Origin of the sequence: Marinobacter vinifirmus (assembly GCF_002258215.1) — a bacterium.
Taxonomy (GTDB): domain Bacteria; phylum Pseudomonadota; class Gammaproteobacteria; order Pseudomonadales; family Oleiphilaceae; genus Marinobacter; species Marinobacter vinifirmus.
On sequence record NZ_NEFY01000002.1, the window covers coordinates 1 to 16591 of the forward strand.

The window sequence follows — 16591 nt, forward strand, 5'->3', positions numbered from 1 at the left end:
ACCTGAAAGCCACCGTTTACGACTTCGCCCCAAGCCGGGCGGGTGAACACGCCCGTACCTTCCTGGGTGACTGGCAGGGCAAATTGGTCTGTGACGACTACGCCGGCTACAAGGCCGGGTTCGGTAACGGGATCACCGAAATCGGCTGTATGGCCCACGCCCGACGCAAGTTCTACGACCTGCACGAGGCCAACAAGAGCGAACTGGCGGCCAAGGCCCTGGAATACATCGGCGGACTCTACGAGATCGAACGGGAACCCAAAGACCTGCCGCCGGATAAGCGTCGGGACATCCGACAAGCCAGAGCTAAACCACTGGCTGAGGCACTGCATCAATGGATGCTGGAGCATCGCCAGAAAGTGCCGGATGGTTCCGGCACGGCCAAAGCACTGGATTACAGTCTCAAACGTTGGGAAGCGCTGACGCGCTACCTGGACGATGGCGCGGTGCCCATCGACAACAACTGGGTGGAAAACCAGATCCGGCCCTGGGCACTGGGCCGCAGCAACTGGTTGTTCGCGGGATCACTACGCAGTGGCCAACGGGCGGCTGCGGTGATGACCCTGATCCAGTCCGCCAAGCTGAACGGGCATGATCCCTATGCCTATCTGAAGGATGTGCTGACCCGCTTGCCGACGCAGAAGAACAAAGCCATCGACGAGCTGTTGCCCCACAACTGGACGCCGGCTACACCTGACAAGGTGTGATGGGCGGACGCTTACGTTTCAGCAAGTTATGGATACAAAAAACGGCTTATCGGGATTGGTAACCGCCGCTGTGTTCTCGGTGTGCCTGTTTGCGTTTCCTTCAGGTGCAGAGACGCTATGGGATGGACAGCCTGCGGTCGTGGAGTTTTCTGTGCCCGTCGAACGGGTGGAGAAAGCGTCGATCTCGGAAGACGGACTTCTATGGATTGTTCTGGACCAACAGGGCCGAGCTGAGCTCCACGAAATGACCAGGGCAAACCTGGGCCAGCCCGTGCAGATTGTGATGGCCGGCCAGGTTGTTCTGCATTTTACCGTTATCACAGAGTTGGAAAGTGGCCGGCTGCGTGTGCAGAATCCCCACCAAGGCCTGATTGAGGCTTTAGAGGCATTTCTGTGAAATGCGGCGGGGCCTGTGGTTGCCATTCTGACGACATGAAGGGCTTACCTGTTTGAACAGATACCCCCATACCGTACTGCGTATAATGTATATTATGTTAAATACGATATCTGACTGGGAGACTTTGTGATAAGCGCCATACAGGTTTAGAATCGCCAACGACTTTCCCGGCGGCTCATTCAGGGGCAGCTATTCCTTTTCTGCGGTTCAGGATCCTAATATGCCTGTTCTTGATGCTGTTCTGATTGCGGTTGCGGTACTTGCGCTTCTTGGCGTGATTTTCGAAGAAGTCATCCACGTTAATAAGGCAAAGACGACCCTGTTTTTTGGCACCCTGAGTTGGGTGTTGCTGTTTCTTTTCAGTGTCAGCCCGGATGAAACTGCCGCGGTCTCTGCCGGGCTGTCTGAAAGTATTGCCGAGATTGCCGGGCTCTGGTTGTTCCTGGTGGCGGCGATGACCTTCGTGGCTTACCTGAACAAGAAAGGCATGATCGAGAACATGATCTATCTGATCATGCCACGCAAAGTGACGGAACGCCGGTTGCTGTTTCTCACCGGGCTGTTCTGTTTTGTGTTCTCGTCCCTGGCGGACAATATCACCGCTACCCTCGTTTCCTGCTCACTGATCCTGTCCCTGAACCTTGAACTCAAGAAACGCCTGCAATTTATTGTTCTGGTTGTGTTTGCGGTGAACTCCGGTGGTGTCTCGCTGATTACCGGCGACGTAACCACACTGATGATCTTCCTGGCCGACAAGGTGGAAATTCTGACATTGCTGACGCTGGCCATTCCGGCCTCGATCACGGTGTTTATCCTGGCGGTGTTGCTCTCCGGCGGGCTGTCCGGAACGGTGACGCTGCAAGCCAGCTCCAATGAAGTGCGAAAGGTTGATGTGATCATCGCGATTCTGTTCCTGGCGACCATTATCGGCACCATCAGCGGAAATGCCCTGTTTGGCATCCCGCCGGTTCTTACCTTTCTGTTCGGTCTTTCTATCATGTTCCTGGTGTCCCGGTTCATGAGCAGCGACGAAGACCTGGACCCGATCCTGGAATACATCCGGGTGATCGAGTTCGAAACCCTGCTGTTTTTCCTCGGTATTCTGTTGCTGGTGGGTATGCTCAAGGAAATCCACGCGCTGGATTCGCTGGTAGCCATCTATGACGTACTGCCGCCAATCTACGCCAATTATCTGATGGGCATTTTCTCGGCGATTATCGACAACGTTCCGTTGACCGCTGCGTTGCTGAAATCCGGGATTGATATGAGCCCTGCGGAATGGATGGGGCTTACCTACGCCGTGGGCGTGGGCGGTTCTTTGCTGGTGATCGGCTCTGCCGCAGGCATTGTGGCCATGAGCAAGATTCAGGGACTCACCTTTGGCACCTACATGCGCTACGCCCTTCACTTGCTGGCTGCCTATACGCTGGGCTATGGCGGGGTGTTGTTACTCGGATCCTTTATTAACGGCTGAGCATGAAAAAGCCCGCGGGAAGAGGCTTCCGGCGGGCTTTGAGCCGTTGGGCGCGGGGTTAGAAATTGACCTGCATGCCGATGCCCAGGCCGTCCACGGTTACATCGTTATCATCGTAGTAACGCATGTACTCCAGGTTCGCGGACAGGTTCGGGGCGAAGGCGAAGTTTACGCCAGCGCCATAAGAAAAGTCGGAGTCGTCGTCCTTGGCATTACCCGCCTCAGCTTCGATACGGGTGAAACCCAGTACGCCGTAAGGCGTAATCGGGCTCTCATTCACCATGTTGAAGGTAGCGTAGCCGCCGAAGAAGTTGTCCAGTTTAACGTCAACGCCCCGAACGGTATCGTCATCTACACCAAAGCCCGCGCGTGCTTCCAAGCCAAAGTATTCGGTGGCCATTACGCCCACTTTGCCGGACAGTGTGCCCGCGTCGGCATCACCAATTCCGTCAAAATCCGCGTTCATAAACGTGTAATTCGCACCCGCATACAAACCTCCAACGCCAGATTTGTACATATCCTGGGCCGATGCGGCACCAGCCATGGCAATGCCGGCCGTAGCCACAGACGCAATCAGAACATTCTTTTTGATAGTCATAGCGTTTCTCCTTGGTGAAAAACGGAGCTGTGTTGCACTCCTGTTATCAACTTGCACCAACTCAACGGCACTGACCATAGTAAGGTTCCGCATTTACCCGGAATTTACAGTGTTTTAATTTGCCGGTAATCCTGCGCCACGCGGGCTGTTACCTTGCGGATACAGGGCACCGCGGGTATCCTGACGGCCTCTCACTGTCAGCTGGTACGGGCGCACCTTGAGAAATCTAAATCCTGTTATTTTTATTGTCAGCGTGATGTTTGTACTTTTGAGTGCTTTCATGACGTTACCGGTGTTTCTCCTGGCCGGAACTCCCTCCGGCGCGCCTAATGCCATGGCGTTTGCAGAGTCTGCTGCGATCGTCTGTGTGCTGGGTATTCTGGGTATCCTGCTTACCCGCAACAATAATCGGGAGCTCAAGCCCCGATACATGTTTGTTCTGACCGTATCCAGCTGGTTTATTATCGCCCTGCTCTCGTCCCTGCCTTTTTATCTGAGCGATAACGGTATTTCTGCTGCCGATGCGGTGTTTGAAGGCACCTCCGGCATTACCACCACGGGCGCTACCGTGTTCAGCGGGCTGGACAACTTTGACCGGGACCTGCTGCTCTGGCGCTCCATTCTGCAATGGCTCGGTGGCATCGGGATTATCGGTATGTTCGTTGCCGTTCTGCCGTTCCTGCGGGTGGGCGGTATGCGCCTGTTTGCGACCGAATCCTCGGAGTGGACTGACAAGGCCCTGCCCCGGATGAAAACCCTCAGTCGTGGCCTTCTGTTCGTTTATTTGGTGTTCACCGTCATCGCAGTAACGACCTATTGGTTATCCGGTATGAGCCTGTTTGATGCGTTCAACCACGGTTTGACCAGTATCGCTACCGGTGGCTTCTCCACCTCCGACATGTCCATGGGCAAGTTCAACGACTTGATCCTTATGGAAGCAACCTTCTTTATGATGCTCGGCAGCTTGCCGTTCTTCCTGTTTGTGCGGGAAATGCACGGCCAGCACTTTGTGCTGTTCAAGGATCAGCAGGTACGCCTGTTCCTGGCGATTCTGCTGGTAGTGCCACTGTTGCTCACGCTGCACCGGTGGTGGGTATCGCCGGTAGCATTCGACCCCTTCCATAACTATGTTTCCACGCTGTTCAACGTTACCTCGGTGGTGAGTACCTCCGGTTACGCCTCGGAAGACTATTCAGCCTGGGGCCCGCTGGCGTTCGTCGCCTTCTTCTTCCTGATGTTTGTCGGCGGTTGTTCCGGCTCTACGGCCGGCGGTATGAAGATTTTCCGCTTCCAGCTGTCTCTGATCATCCTGCGGGAGCAGCTGATGCGCCTGTTGCACCCCCGCGCGGTGTTTACCCGGAATTACAACGGCCGGGCGGTCAGCGACGAGATTATCTCCTCGATGATCGCCTATACCTTTATTTTCCTGCTGTGCCTGCTGATTATTACGGTACTGCTGGCATCCCTGCAGCTGGACTTTGTCACTTCGCTGTCGGGCGCGCTGACATCGCTCACCAACGTTGGGCCTGGACTGGGCGACATTATCGGCCCGGCCGGTAACTTCGGCCCGCTGCCGGATGCCGCCAAGTGGATTCTTTCGGTGGGTATGCTGATGGGCCGGCTGGAGATTCTCAGCGTGGTGATTGTGTTATCACCGGGATTCTGGCGCGGCTGATTCTATCGGTACCAAAGGATGTGGCTGTCTTCAAGCGGCAGGTTCAGGCGGGCATCCTTTACCCGGATTCTCGGAGTGAAGTGGCCTGCCGGGCGCGGGGGCACGGTTGCCCGATACAGATAGCTGTCTTCTGATCCCTCCAGTGCATGCTCCATAGCCATGGGTTGCACCAGTCTTGGCCCGAACTCCGACGCTTCCGCCACCAGTTCCACCGTCAGTTGTTCATGGCCCAGGCCATCCAGGTAAACGCAGAGTGAAAAGGTCTGGCTGTTGTCACCCGTCTGTTCGGTCAGTTCGCCAAACCTGAGTTTTGGCCAGTGCCGGCAGACGTTCTTTCGGTTGGCGACCAGCTCGGCCGCGATTTCCGGAGTGCGCTCGTTACCCTGGGCCGCCATCGGCAGGTAAAAGTCGGAAACATACTCCCGCACCATGCGGTTTGCCGAATAGCGGGCGGTCAGCTGGTCCATACTGGCACGGATGCGTTGCAGCCAGGTACCGGGCAAGCCCTTGTCATCCAGGTGGTAGAACTCCGGAATCACCTGCTGTTCCAGCAGTTCATAAAGTTCCCGGGCATCCGAGTCGTCATGGCTGCCATCCAGTGCCAGTTCTTCAAAGCTGGCCCCGGGCCGTATCGCCCAGCCAACCTGATCGTTCCAGGCTTCCGCCCACCATCCATCAAACTGGGAAAGGTTGAGTCCGCCGTTCACCAGAACTTTCATGCCACTGGTGCCACAGGCTTCCCACGGGTGGCTCGGGGTGTTCAGCCACACATCAACGCCCTGAATCAGCTGGCCGGCCACGGCAAGGTCGTAGTCTTCAATGAACACTACCTTGCCTTCCACTTCCGGGCGCTGTGAAAAGGCTTTCCAGCGCCGGATCAGTTCCTTGCCAACCTTGTCCTTCGGATGTGCCTTGCCAGCCAGCACAATCTGCAGGGGCTGGTCACGGTTGGTCAGCAACCGGACGAGCCTTTCCGGGTCTTTCAGCAACAGGTCCGGGCGTTTGTAGGCCGTGAACCGCCGTGCGAAACCCAGTGTCAGGGTTTCTGCATCCAGCAACAGGCCGCAGGCGGCGTCCGGGTTGCTGCCGTAGTTGTGTTCGCAATGTTGTGCGTGCAGGCGTTTGCGCAGATAACCCACGAGCCGGCGGCACTGACTGCGGCGCATTTCCCAGATAGACAGGTCATCAACGTCGCACATGGGTTCCGGTTCGAGCATTGGCTGGCGCCAGCGGTCCTTGCCACAGGCACGAGTCCAGAGCTGGTCGGATTCCGGAGAATCCCAGCTCGGGGTGTGGATTCCGTTGGTCACGTAGTCTGCAGGGATATCCGGCGTGGGCCAGCGACCAAACCAGGGCTGGAAGATGGTCTGGGTCACCTTTTGGTGTATTCGGCTGACACCGTTGAAGCGGCCGCTCATACCCAGGGCCAGCCCCGCCATATTCAGGTCTGATGTGCCACCATTGGCGATGCCCAGCAGGTTCTCCAGGCGGTTGCCCTGCCCGGACAGCCAGGGTTCCAGGTACAGGGCCGCCAGTGCACGGGGAAAACGGTCGAACCCGGCGGCCACGGATGTGTGGGTGGTGAACAGGTTAGTGGCCCGGGTGGCAAAGCGGGCGACTTCGAAATCGGTTTGCTGGCTGCGCTGCCACTGGTGGGCCCGCTCTACCAGGGCCAGGGCACTGTGGCCTTCGTTAATGTGGCAAAGTGCCGGTTTCCGGTCCAGAAGCTCCAGCAAACGCCAGCCTCCGATGCCCAGAACCATTTCCTGTTGCAGACGCTTTTCCGGGTCGCCACTGTAAAGTTCGCTGGTGATACCCCGGTCGCCGGGTTCGTTGCGTGGGTCGTTACTGTCCAGCAGCAGGAGCTCGCAACGCCCCACCTGGCCTTTCCAGCCCCGAAGCCGAACCTCCCGGCCCGGAAAAGGTACGGTTACCCTCGCCCATTCGCCGTTGCTGTCCCGTAAGGGCGATACCGGCAACATGGTGGGATCGTTGTAGGGATGAAATTCGATCTGTTCACCTGCCGTGTTCAGGGCTTGCCGGAAGTATCCTTGCTGATACAGCAGGCCCACGGCCATCACCGGAACACCGAGGTCACTGGAAGCTTTGAGGAAATCGCCAGCGAGTACTCCAAGCCCGCCGCTGTACAGAGGCAGGGATTCGGAAACGCCATATTCCATGCAGAACCAGGCGATTCCGCCATCGAGTTTGTTATTGCAGGAATCCGAATACCAGGTCGCAGCTCGGGTAAACTCTTCGTGCCGGCTGACCTGCTCCTGATAGAGCGTCAGGAAATCCGGATCCTGGGATAACGCCTGCAGGTGCTCCACTGCAACCCCGTTGAGCACCAGCCAGGCATTATGGGTGGCTTCCCAGGCTTCTTCGTCCAGGGCCCGCCATAACTGATCGCCGCCGTGATGCCAGGTCCAGCGCAGGTCCAGTGCCAGGGAGATAAGCCCCGACAACTGGTCTGGCAGGGCCCGCATGGAATAGGCGGCAAGTGTCATGGGCTGGTCTCAAGCCGTTAGTGTGCGGTGTAGCCACCGTCGATCACCAGCTCGCTGCCGGTTACAAACTTGGATTCATCCGACGCCAGGTAAACCACACCCCAGGCTATATCGTCAGGCTCGCCCATATGGCCCAGCGGGTGCAGGGCGGCGGTGGCCTTTTTCGCCTCTTCCGGATCCACTCCGGTGGTTTTCATGTGGCCCTCTACCATCGGTGTCCAGATAAAGCCGGGGTGTACAGAGTTCACCCGGATTCGGTCTTTGGCGTAGATCATGGCGTCAGTCTTGGACATCAGCCGCACCGCACCCTTGGAGGCATGGTATGGCGGTGCGTCGGGTGCCCCTACCAGGCCATAAATGGAGGATAGGTTGATGATGCTGCCGCCTCCGGCTTTCAGCATGTGCGGAACCGAGTGCTTGGTGCAGAAAAACACACCCTTTACGTTAATATCCTGAACTTTGTCCCATTCTGCCTCGGTCACTTCGTGGGTCGGCTTGTTGGCACCGGAGATACCGGCATTGCTCACCATAACGTTCAGCTTGCCAAAGCGCTCTGCCACGCCATCCAGCGCTGCTTTCACCTGGCTTTCATCGGCCACGTCACAACGCCAGTAAGCCACCCGGAAACCTTTCTTGGTGAGTTCCTGCACCAGGGCTTCGCCTTCTTTATCAAGCACGTCGAGCACACCTACTGCCGCGCCCTGCTCTACCATCCGTTCCACCATGGCCCGGCCCAGGCCCAATGCTCCGCCGGTTACCGCTGCTACCTTGCCTTCCAGTCTAGCCATTACTGTTTCTTCCTTTCGTTTCGGGTTTTCAGTGAATCTTGCGATGTCTGAGGGCTGCGCGGCCGTCTGCGTCTTTGTGGTCTTCCAGCCAGAGTATCAGCTCGGAAATGACCCTTGCGTCATTCTCTGCGCTGTCAAAATCGACGCCGAGCCCCTGGTCGGCCCTTCGAACCACATGGGCCTTCAGTGTATGGTGTTTCTCGGGTTGCTCGGGAAACCGGAACGACAAGTGCAGGGCCTGGTTCAGCCGCACATCATCAAAGCCGGTGACAATAAAAAGCCCCCGCCTGGACGCATCTTTTATCGCCCCGATAGCTACAGGCATACCTCGCTTGTACACCAGTATAGGCAACTCCCCTTCAATTCGCTGGCTAAGACGGTGTTCCATTCGAGCCCCCTTTCACAAACTTTTGTTTTCTGGCGGATACAGGTTAGACCTGTTCATTCACCAGTTATATCTGTTTGTTTATTGATCAACTTGACTCTGATCAATAAATAACCGGAGCAACATTACCGCCCGTATAGCTGAACCGTTTCCCTGAGCCGGGCAATATCCACAAGCTCCTGATAATGCTCTGGAAGCTGCCATATCCAGTTGTTCTCGATGGTACCGGGGGTGTTGAATCGGGCATCAGAGCCCAGGCCCAGCAAGTCCTGTACGGGCACAACCACCAGCCCGGAGACCGATCCCATGGCGGCCTGGATAATTGGCCAGGGCATCTGCGCTGCCTCTTCGCCGGTAATTCTCAGGTAGTGGTTTACGTGTTGCCGCGTGCGCTCATCAAGGCTGTGGTACCAGCCCAGGGTGGTGTCGTTGTCGTGGGTTCCGGTGTACACCAGGTCTTCCGCCCTGTGGTTATGCAGCAGGTGTGGATTGCCCGGGCTGCCGTCAAAGCCGAACTGCAGAACCGTCATACCGGGCAACCGGAAACGGTGGCGCAACTGCTCCACATCGTCGCCGATAATGCCGAGATTCTCGGCTACCAGGGGAAGGTCCGGCAGTTCCCGGAAACAGGCCGACAGAAAGTCATCCCCCGGGCCGGGCACCCAGTAGCCGTTCACCGGCCGGGGGTCACTGGCAGGAATTTCCCAGAACGCCTGCAGGCCCCGGAAATGGTCTATCCGCAACAGATCAAACTTTTCCCGCTGGCTGGCCAGGCGGCTGAGCCACCACCGGTAACCATCCCGCGCCATGGCCTGCCAGTTATAAAGCGGGTTACCCCAGTGCTGGCCGTCCGGCGAAAAATAATCCGGCGGAACGCCAGCCACTGCCAGCGGCTGACCGTTTGCATCCAGCTTGAACTGCTCCGGATTGGCCCAGACATCGGCGCTGTCATGGGCCACAAAGATGGGAATGTCCCCGAACATCAGCACGCCCCGGTCCCGGGCGTATTGCCTGAGCGCATGCCATTGCCGGTGGAACAGGAACTGTTCGTATTTCACCTGTTCGATGGCTGATTCATTGGCCCGGGAAAACTCTGCCAGTGCACTGGAGTCGCGCCGTCGCAGGGGGTCGGGCCAGTCCGGCCAGGCTGTTCCCGGGTATCTGGCCCGGATGGCCATAAACAGTGCGTAGTCATCCAGCCAGTGGCTGTGGCTGGCCAGAAATTGTGGCCAGGCATCGTCAATCTCCCGGCTTTCCAGCTTGCCGGGCAGTTCCCTGAAGTCGATCAGCTCCGGGTTACCGGCGTGGGCCGACAGCGACTGATAGGGTGAAAGATCCGGATGGGTCGGCCCGATAGGCAGCGTTTGCCACACCGTTACACCGGCCGCTGCAAGCCAGTCCACAAACCTGCGAGCGCTTTCGCCCAGCTTGCCGTGGCTGCCCGGCAAGGCTGTCGGGTGCAGCAGCACACCGGCACGGCGGCGGGAAAACACAGAAACGGGCGGCAGGGCTTGAGTCATGCACCCTCACCCGATTCGTGCCCCGGCCGCATGGCGCCGCCCCGGGCTGGCTCGCCACCGCCCTGGCTCAGGGGCTGGAACAGGCTCGGTGGTGCCGGGTATCCGATGGCATCGTACAGGTTGACCAGGTGGCGCCGGTAAAGGTGTTCGAAATCTTTCACCACCGCAGCCGGGTTGTAATCCCCGAACCACCAGAACCAGTCCGAACCCTCACACAAGCCCAGCTGCCGTGCAGCCGCCGCCTTCTGTTCTGCGTTTAACGAGCCGTTGTCCATCACCTTGTCGTAATGCTGCTTGGCTTCACACAGCAAATCCCAGGCACGGTTTTTGTCGGGGTCGCCAATCCAGGTTGAGAAGGTTCCGTAAATCCAGCTGCCGGCAACAAGGTGAGGCAGGCCCTCGGGCTGGCAGTCAGGAGTATCCAGGTAATCCCGGTAGGTGGTCAGTTTCAGATCCGGATGGTTCTCCAGAACCCGGTACAACTCGTCCAGAAAGTAGTAGCCGTTCTCCGGGTAGTATTCCCAGGCATTCTCTCCGTCCAGAATCACCGAAATCACCGCATTGGCATTGTTATGGTTGTCCTTCGCAATATTCTCCATGTGATGTACCAGGTCACCCACGGCATCCCGGGCGTGCCAGTCGGCATAGGTAAAGCCGATCAGGTCAGACAACCCGTCATCACGGAAAAACACGGTCAGCGGCTGTTCAGCGAACCGGAATGGCCGGTGGATACTGCCGCCGCCATCGTCGGCACCTTTGTTTCGGGCCAGCTTCATGCTGTTATGGATCACGGAATCGCCACTGGCGGTCCAGCGGAATCCATGGTCATTCAGAAGGGGTAACAGTGACTGGCTCAGCGCGCCTTCGGAAGCCCAGCAACCGGTGGGCTGTTTTCCGAAAAACCGCTGGAACACTTTCTTGCCCTCTTCCAGGTGCCATCCCGCCCGCTGATCTCCCCCGGGGTAGTGCCCGTGTTCGGGCAACCGGATATCAGGAATCGCTTCACTGGCGGATTTCAGGTCCAGCAGCAGCGGCATGATGGGGTGCGCCCAGGGGCTCATTGCCAGTTCTACCTGCCCGTTCTGCTCCAGGTGCCGGTATCTCGGGCCGATGCCTGCCAACAGCTCGGCAATGACATCCAGCACGGCCAGCCGGTCTTCCCGGGAATACTGATGGCCTTTTTCCTGCAGGCTGCGGATAACGGGGTGAGACCGGCGAACGGTTTCTCCCATCCAGCCAAGGTGGTACCACACCAGCAGGTCTTCCAGGAACTGGGCGGAGATATAGCGCTGTATATCCGGCCGGGCGCGATAGAAACCGGCCAGCTCAGACAGCCTGCGGTACGGGGGGAAACGCTTTATGATTCGGTCGGCATTGGCCCGAAGACACTTGTCCATCAGATCCAGGAAGCCGGGCGAACCGGGCTCCAGCAGGGACTCGCTCACCAGGGCTGCCAGTACCGGATCACCAATACCGGTGCCTTTATGTCGCCAGCACTCGATCTGCACCAGGTATTCTTCAATCTGTTCCAGCAGCACCGGCGCAAAGTTCACCACGGCCCGGGCATCCGGGTGGGCTTCCAGGTGGGCGGCCATGTCGGCGTAGTCTTTGATGCAGTGCAGGTACACCCAGGGGAACAGGAATTCGCCAGTGCTCTGGTCCTGATAGTCCGGCTGATGCATGTGCCAGCAAAGCACGACCGGTGTGCGGTGGTCAGAGGCCATGGGGGTAGTCCTGCTCCAGCATCTCCGGGGTTACCAGCACAATGCCTTTGGGTGATACGTAGAAACGTTTGGCATCCTGTTCTGCGTCATAGCCGATACGGGTCCCTTCCGGAATGCGACAGCCCCGGTCGATGACGGCCCGGCGGATTTTGCAGTTTCGGGCAATATCCACATCGGGGAAAATAACTGTGTCTTCTACAGTACAAAAGGAATGGACAATCACCTTGGAAAACAGCAGTGAACGCTGCACCTGCGCGCCGGACACAATGCAGCCGCCGGCCACCATGGAATCTACGGCATAGCCCCGCCGGTTATCGTCATCAAACACAAACTTGGCCGGGGGCATCTGTTCCTGGTAGGTCCAGATGGGCCATTCCGAATCGTACAGGTTGAGTTCAGGGCTGACGCCGATCAGCTCCATATTCGCCTGCCAGAGCGAATCGATAGTGCCGACATCCCGCCAGTAGGCCGGTTTATTGTTGACCGGGTCCCGGAACGGAAACGCAGACACCCGAAGGCGTTCGATAATTGACGGGATAATGTCCTTGCCGAAATCGTGGGATGACAGTGTGCTGAGTTCGTGGTCCCGCAACAGCTCATCAAACAGGATTTTGGTACTGAACACATAGATGCCCATGGAAGCCAGGGCTTTATCCGGCTGCCCGGGCATGGGTTTGGGATTGTCCGGCTTTTCAACAAACTCGGTAATCCGGAGCTTGTCGTCCACCGACATCACCCCGAAGGCCCTGGCGTCTTCCAGGGGCACTTCTATACAACCGACCGTAACGTCTGCCTCCTGCTCCACATGGGCGGCCAGCATGGTGCCGTAGTCCATCTTGTAAACGTGGTCACCCGCCAGGATCAGCACATACTCCGGATTGTGGCTGCGGATAATGTCGAGGTTCTGCAATACCGCGTTGGCGGTGCCTTCGTACCAGGAGGTTTCGATGCGCTGCTGGGCTGGCAGCAGCTCCACAAACTCCCCCATTTCGCCCCGCAAAAAGCCCCAGCCCCGCTGGATATGTCGCATCAATGAGTGGGACTTGTACTGGGTAATCACACCCACCTGGCTGATGCCGGAGTTGATACAGTTGGAGAGTGGAAAATCGATAATCCGGAACTTGCCGCCGAAAGGCACTGCTGGCTTCGCCCGCCACTTGGTGAGGTCTTCCAGCCGGCTGCCCCGGCCTCCGGCCAGCACCAGGGCGAGGGTTTGCCGCGTCAGGCGGCTGACGTAACGCTTTGCCATTTGCATAGTTCTGCTTCCCTGAAAACCCGCTTGGTCCTCTGCCCGTCCTGAGCGAACGGTAATAGACACTGCATTGACGATTTATAAGATTCTAGAACACTACCATCCAATTATGACGTAAAATTGTCTCAGGTCATTTTTCGATCAGCGGCAAAAACGTCCAATGGTCTAACCTCCAGCCGTACCATTCTGAACGGGAACCCGAGGACTATGGAAAGCCCCACCCTGAGCGAGTTCGACCTCTACCTGCTGGCCGAAGGCCGGCACTGGCATATCTATAATGTGCTTGGCGCACATCCCATGACCCATGAAGGCATCGAAGGTGTGCGTTTTGCGGTCTGGGCCCCCAATGCCAAGGCTGTCAGTGTCGTCGGTGATTTCAATCACTGGCAGGCCGACGCAGACGCCATGCAGCTGCATGAAGGCTTTGGCGTATGGTCGGCGTTCATACCTAACGTCCAGGTTGACGCCCTGTACAAGTTTTCAATTACAACCCGCGACGGTCACCAGCTCAGCAAAACGGATCCTTACGGCCAGGCCTTCGAACTCAGGCCGTCAACCGCCGCCCGGGTTACCGAGCGCCGGGGCTATTGCTGGGAAGATGGCGACTGGCTGGAAAGCCGCAACCGGTTTGACTGGCAACGCAGCCCCATTTCCATTTACGAGGTGCATCCCGGTTCATGGCGCCACCACGGCTCCGGTCGCTGGCTGAGTTACCGGGAGCTGGCAGAGCAGCTGATTCCCTATGTACTGGAGACCGGCTTCACCCATATTGAATTGCTGCCGGTAACAGAGCATCCCCTGGATGAATCCTGGGGCTACCAGACCACCGGCTACTACGCGCCCACCAGCCGCTATGGCAGCCCGGATGACCTTCGTTACCTGATTGATCAGTGCCACCAGCACAATATCGGGGTAATTCTGGACTGGGTTCCCGGACACTTTCCGGACGACGAACACGCCCTGGCAAAGTTTGACGGCACCGCCCTATACGAACACGAAGACCCGCGCCGGGGCCGGCACCAGGACTGGGGCACCCTGATCTACAACTACAGCCGCCATGAAGTAAAAAACTTCCTGATTGGCAGTGCCCTGTTCTGGCTGGATACCTTCCATGTGGATGGCCTGCGGGTAGATGCCGTTGCCTCCATACTGTACCTGAATTACTCCCGCAATGAAGAAGACTGGTTGCCGAACGAATACGGCGGCAACGAGAACCTGGAGGCTATAGCCTTCCTTCGGGAGCTCAACCAGGTGTGCCAGGGCCGGTTCCCCGGGGTGCTGATGATGGCGGAGGAATCCACCTCCTGGCCCCAGGTTACCCGGCCACCGGAAGTCGGCGGGCTGGGCTTCAACCTGAAGTGGAATATGGGCTGGATGCACGACACCCTGCACTACTTCCAGCAGGACCCTGTTTACCGGCAATTCCACCACGACAAGCTCACCTTCGGGCTGCTGTATGCCTTTTCCGAGAACTTCCTGCTGCCGCTGTCCCACGATGAAGTGGTGCACGGCAAATCCAGCCTGATCCAGAAAATGCCCGGAGACGACTGGCAACAACGGGCATCGCTGCGGCTGCTTTTCAGCTACATGTTCACCTACCCGGGTGCCAAGTTGCTGTTTATGGGCGGTGAGTTCGGCCAACGGCAGGAGTGGAGTGAAAAACGGGAGCTGGACTGGCACCTGCTGCAACACGAAGGGCATCAGGGCATCCACAAACTGGTGCAGGACCTTAACCGCCTGTACCGGGAACAACCTGCCCTGCACCGGCTGGACTACAATGCAGCCGGTTTTGAATGGATTGATTGCCACGACTCCACCCAGTCGGTGGTCAGTTATCTGCGCAAACCGGACCAGCACGGTGGCGAGGCCCTGGTGATCGTGGTCAACTTTACCCCCGTGCCACGGCATCACTACCGGATTGGTGTTCCCCTGGCCGGCAACTGGCAGGAGATCTTCAATTCCGACTCCACCTACTACGGTGGCAGTAATCTGGGCAATCCGTTTACCCTGACTGCCACCGACACCCCCTGGATGGCCAGGCCGGCGTCGGTGGAGGTTACCCTGCCACCCTTGGGGCTGATTATTCTGAAGGCCGATGCATGACCCGAATTCTGTTTGCCACCAGCGAAGTCTTTCCCCTGGTAAAGACCGGGGGCCTGGCCGATGTGTCCGGCAGCCTGCCGGAAGCCCTGTGCCGGCTCGGCTACGATTGCCAGATCCTGCTACCGGGTTATCCCGCTGCACTCAAGGCGGCCCGGGACGCCGGTTCTCAGCGCAAGGCCCGCTTCCGTTTCGGCCAATACGATGTATCACTCTGGCAAACCCAGGTGCCGGAGACCCAGGTACTGCTCTGGCTGGTGGATTGTCCGGCCCTGTTCGACCGGCAAGGTGACAGCCCGTACCAGAACGAAAACGGTGAAGACTGGTGGGACAACGCCCATCGTTTTCACCTGTTTGCCCGTATCGGGGCCATGATGGCGCTGGGGCAACTGGGGTTATCCTGGAAGCCGGATATCGTGCATTGCAACGACTGGCAAACCGGTCTGATCCCCGTGTTTCTGCACAACGACAAGCACGCGCCCGCCACTGTCTTTACCATCCATAACCTGGCGTATCAGGGCCTTTTCTCCCATGAAACGTTCAGGGCGCTGGGGTTCCCAGATCATCTCTGGCGTTTTGACCAGCTGGAATTTCACGGCCAGTTTTCCTTTCTCAAGGGCGGCCTGGTGTTCAGCGATGCCATCACCACTGTGAGCCCGAGCTACGCCCGGGAAATCCGCACGCCGGAGTTTGGCTATGGGCTCGACGGTTTGCTGGAGCACCGGTCCCATGCCTTGACCGGCATATTGAACGGCATCGATAACCGTTACTGGAACCCGAAGTCAGACCAGCACCTGGATTTCCACTACAGCCCGGACGATACCTCCGGAAAAGCCCAGTGCCGGGCAGCCCTGCAGCGCAAACTGGGGCTGGAAGTCAACGGCGCTCCGGTGCTGGGATTTGTCGGGCGTCTGGTAGAACAGAAGGGGCTGGACTGGCTGCTGGAAGCACTGCCGACTTTACTGGAAAAGGGTTGTCAGTTTGCCATTCTCGGTTCCGGAGAGGCCCGTTACCAACAGGCGCTGCAACACCTGGCCCGGGACTGGCCCGAACGGTTGTCACTTACGCTGGGTTATAACGAGGCCCTGGCCCACGAAATAACCGCCGGCGCGGACATCTTCCTGATGCCATCCCGGTTTGAGCCCTGTGGCCTGAACCAGATGTACAGCCTGCGCTACGGCACTATTCCGGTGGTGCACGGCACGGGCGGGCTGAACGATACCGTACTGGACCCCGGCGAGGTGCCGGTACGGGACGCCAACGGATTTGTTTTCCGGGAGCCCAACGCCCACGGGCTGAAGCGCGCCGTGAACCGGGCGCTCGAGGCCCGCAAGCACCGGAAAACCTGGCAACAGCTGCAGCAAAATGGCATGACCGCAGATTACTCGTGGAAGCACCGGGCCGGCGAATACGCCGCCCTCTACAACAAGCTCAGGCATAACCAGTAACCACAGGGAGGTTCTG

At 58.1% G+C, this 16591-nt stretch carries 13 protein-coding genes; 6 read left to right on the forward strand and 7 right to left on the reverse strand.

What is annotated here, in order from left to right:
• The 3 genes from tnpC to nhaD form a co-directional block, all read left to right on the forward strand.
• Positions 1 to 707: IS66 family transposase (tnpC, locus tag B9Q17_RS02450; RefSeq protein WP_154707608.1), on the forward strand; the 707-nt coding region annotated here is incomplete at its 5' end.
• Positions 708 to 735: 28 nt separating this feature from the next.
• Positions 736 to 1104, forward strand: a complete 369-nt coding sequence (locus B9Q17_RS02455; RefSeq protein WP_094623978.1) for a hypothetical protein — start codon at positions 736 to 738, stop codon at positions 1102 to 1104.
• A gap of 220 nt (positions 1105 to 1324) precedes the next feature.
• Positions 1325 to 2578, forward strand: a complete 1254-nt coding sequence (nhaD, locus tag B9Q17_RS02460; protein ID WP_094623979.1) for a sodium:proton antiporter NhaD — start codon at positions 1325 to 1327, stop codon at positions 2576 to 2578.
• Between the two features lie 58 nt (positions 2579 to 2636).
• Here nhaD and B9Q17_RS02465 read toward each other — a convergent pair whose 3' ends face one another.
• Positions 2637 to 3176, reverse strand: a complete 540-nt coding sequence (locus B9Q17_RS02465; RefSeq protein WP_094623980.1) for a porin family protein — start codon at positions 3174 to 3176, stop codon at positions 2637 to 2639.
• Positions 3177 to 3432: 256 nt separating this feature from the next.
• On the opposite strand from B9Q17_RS02465, the gene B9Q17_RS02470 reads away from it, so the two are divergent.
• Entirely contained in the window at positions 3433 to 4851 is a 1419-nt protein-coding gene (locus B9Q17_RS02470) for a TrkH family potassium uptake protein (protein ID WP_094623981.1), read from the forward strand.
• A 2-nt stretch (positions 4852 to 4853) separates the two neighbouring features.
• Here B9Q17_RS02470 and glgP read toward each other — a convergent pair whose 3' ends face one another.
• From glgP to glgC, 6 genes are all read right to left on the reverse strand, one after another.
• Positions 4854 to 7358 (reverse strand): alpha-glucan family phosphorylase, encoded by a 2505-nt coding sequence (gene glgP / locus B9Q17_RS02475; protein ID WP_094623982.1) that lies wholly within the window; start codon positions 7356 to 7358, stop codon positions 4854 to 4856.
• 17 nt (positions 7359 to 7375) lie between these two features.
• Positions 7376 to 8146 (reverse strand): SDR family NAD(P)-dependent oxidoreductase, encoded by a 771-nt coding sequence (locus B9Q17_RS02480; RefSeq protein WP_094623983.1) that lies wholly within the window; start codon positions 8144 to 8146, stop codon positions 7376 to 7378.
• A gap of 28 nt (positions 8147 to 8174) precedes the next feature.
• Complete coding sequence (locus B9Q17_RS02485; protein ID WP_094623984.1) at positions 8175 to 8534, reverse strand: PilZ domain-containing protein; 360 nt, start codon at positions 8532 to 8534, stop codon at positions 8175 to 8177.
• 122 nt (positions 8535 to 8656) lie between these two features.
• A complete protein-coding gene (gene malQ / locus B9Q17_RS02490) occupies positions 8657 to 10051 on the reverse strand; it encodes a 4-alpha-glucanotransferase (RefSeq protein WP_094623985.1) in 1395 nt (464 codons plus the stop codon).
• Positions 10048 to 11775 carry a glycoside hydrolase family 57 protein gene (locus B9Q17_RS02495; RefSeq protein WP_094623986.1) on the reverse strand — a complete coding sequence of 576 codons (1728 nt, stop codon included), beginning with the start codon at positions 11773 to 11775 and terminating at the stop codon, positions 10048 to 10050. The genes malQ and B9Q17_RS02495 overlap by 4 nt, the downstream gene beginning before the upstream one ends.
• Positions 11765 to 13024: a glucose-1-phosphate adenylyltransferase gene (glgC, locus tag B9Q17_RS02500; RefSeq protein ID WP_227508263.1), complete on the reverse strand. Its 1260-nt coding sequence runs from the start codon at positions 13022 to 13024 to the stop codon at positions 11765 to 11767. The genes B9Q17_RS02495 and glgC overlap by 11 nt, the downstream gene beginning before the upstream one ends.
• A gap of 210 nt (positions 13025 to 13234) precedes the next feature.
• Here glgC and glgB point away from each other — a divergent pair, with 210 nt between their 5' ends.
• Positions 13235 to 15130: a 1,4-alpha-glucan branching protein GlgB gene (glgB, locus tag B9Q17_RS02505; protein ID WP_094623987.1), complete on the forward strand. Its 1896-nt coding sequence runs from the start codon at positions 13235 to 13237 to the stop codon at positions 15128 to 15130.
• The gene (glgA, locus tag B9Q17_RS02510) at positions 15127 to 16575 is read left to right on the forward strand and encodes a glycogen synthase GlgA (RefSeq protein ID WP_094623988.1); all 1449 of its coding nucleotides are present in this window, start codon (positions 15127 to 15129) and stop codon (positions 16573 to 16575) included. Before glgB ends, glgA begins: the two co-directional genes overlap by 4 nt.
• Positions 16576 to 16591 lie beyond the last annotated feature (16 nt).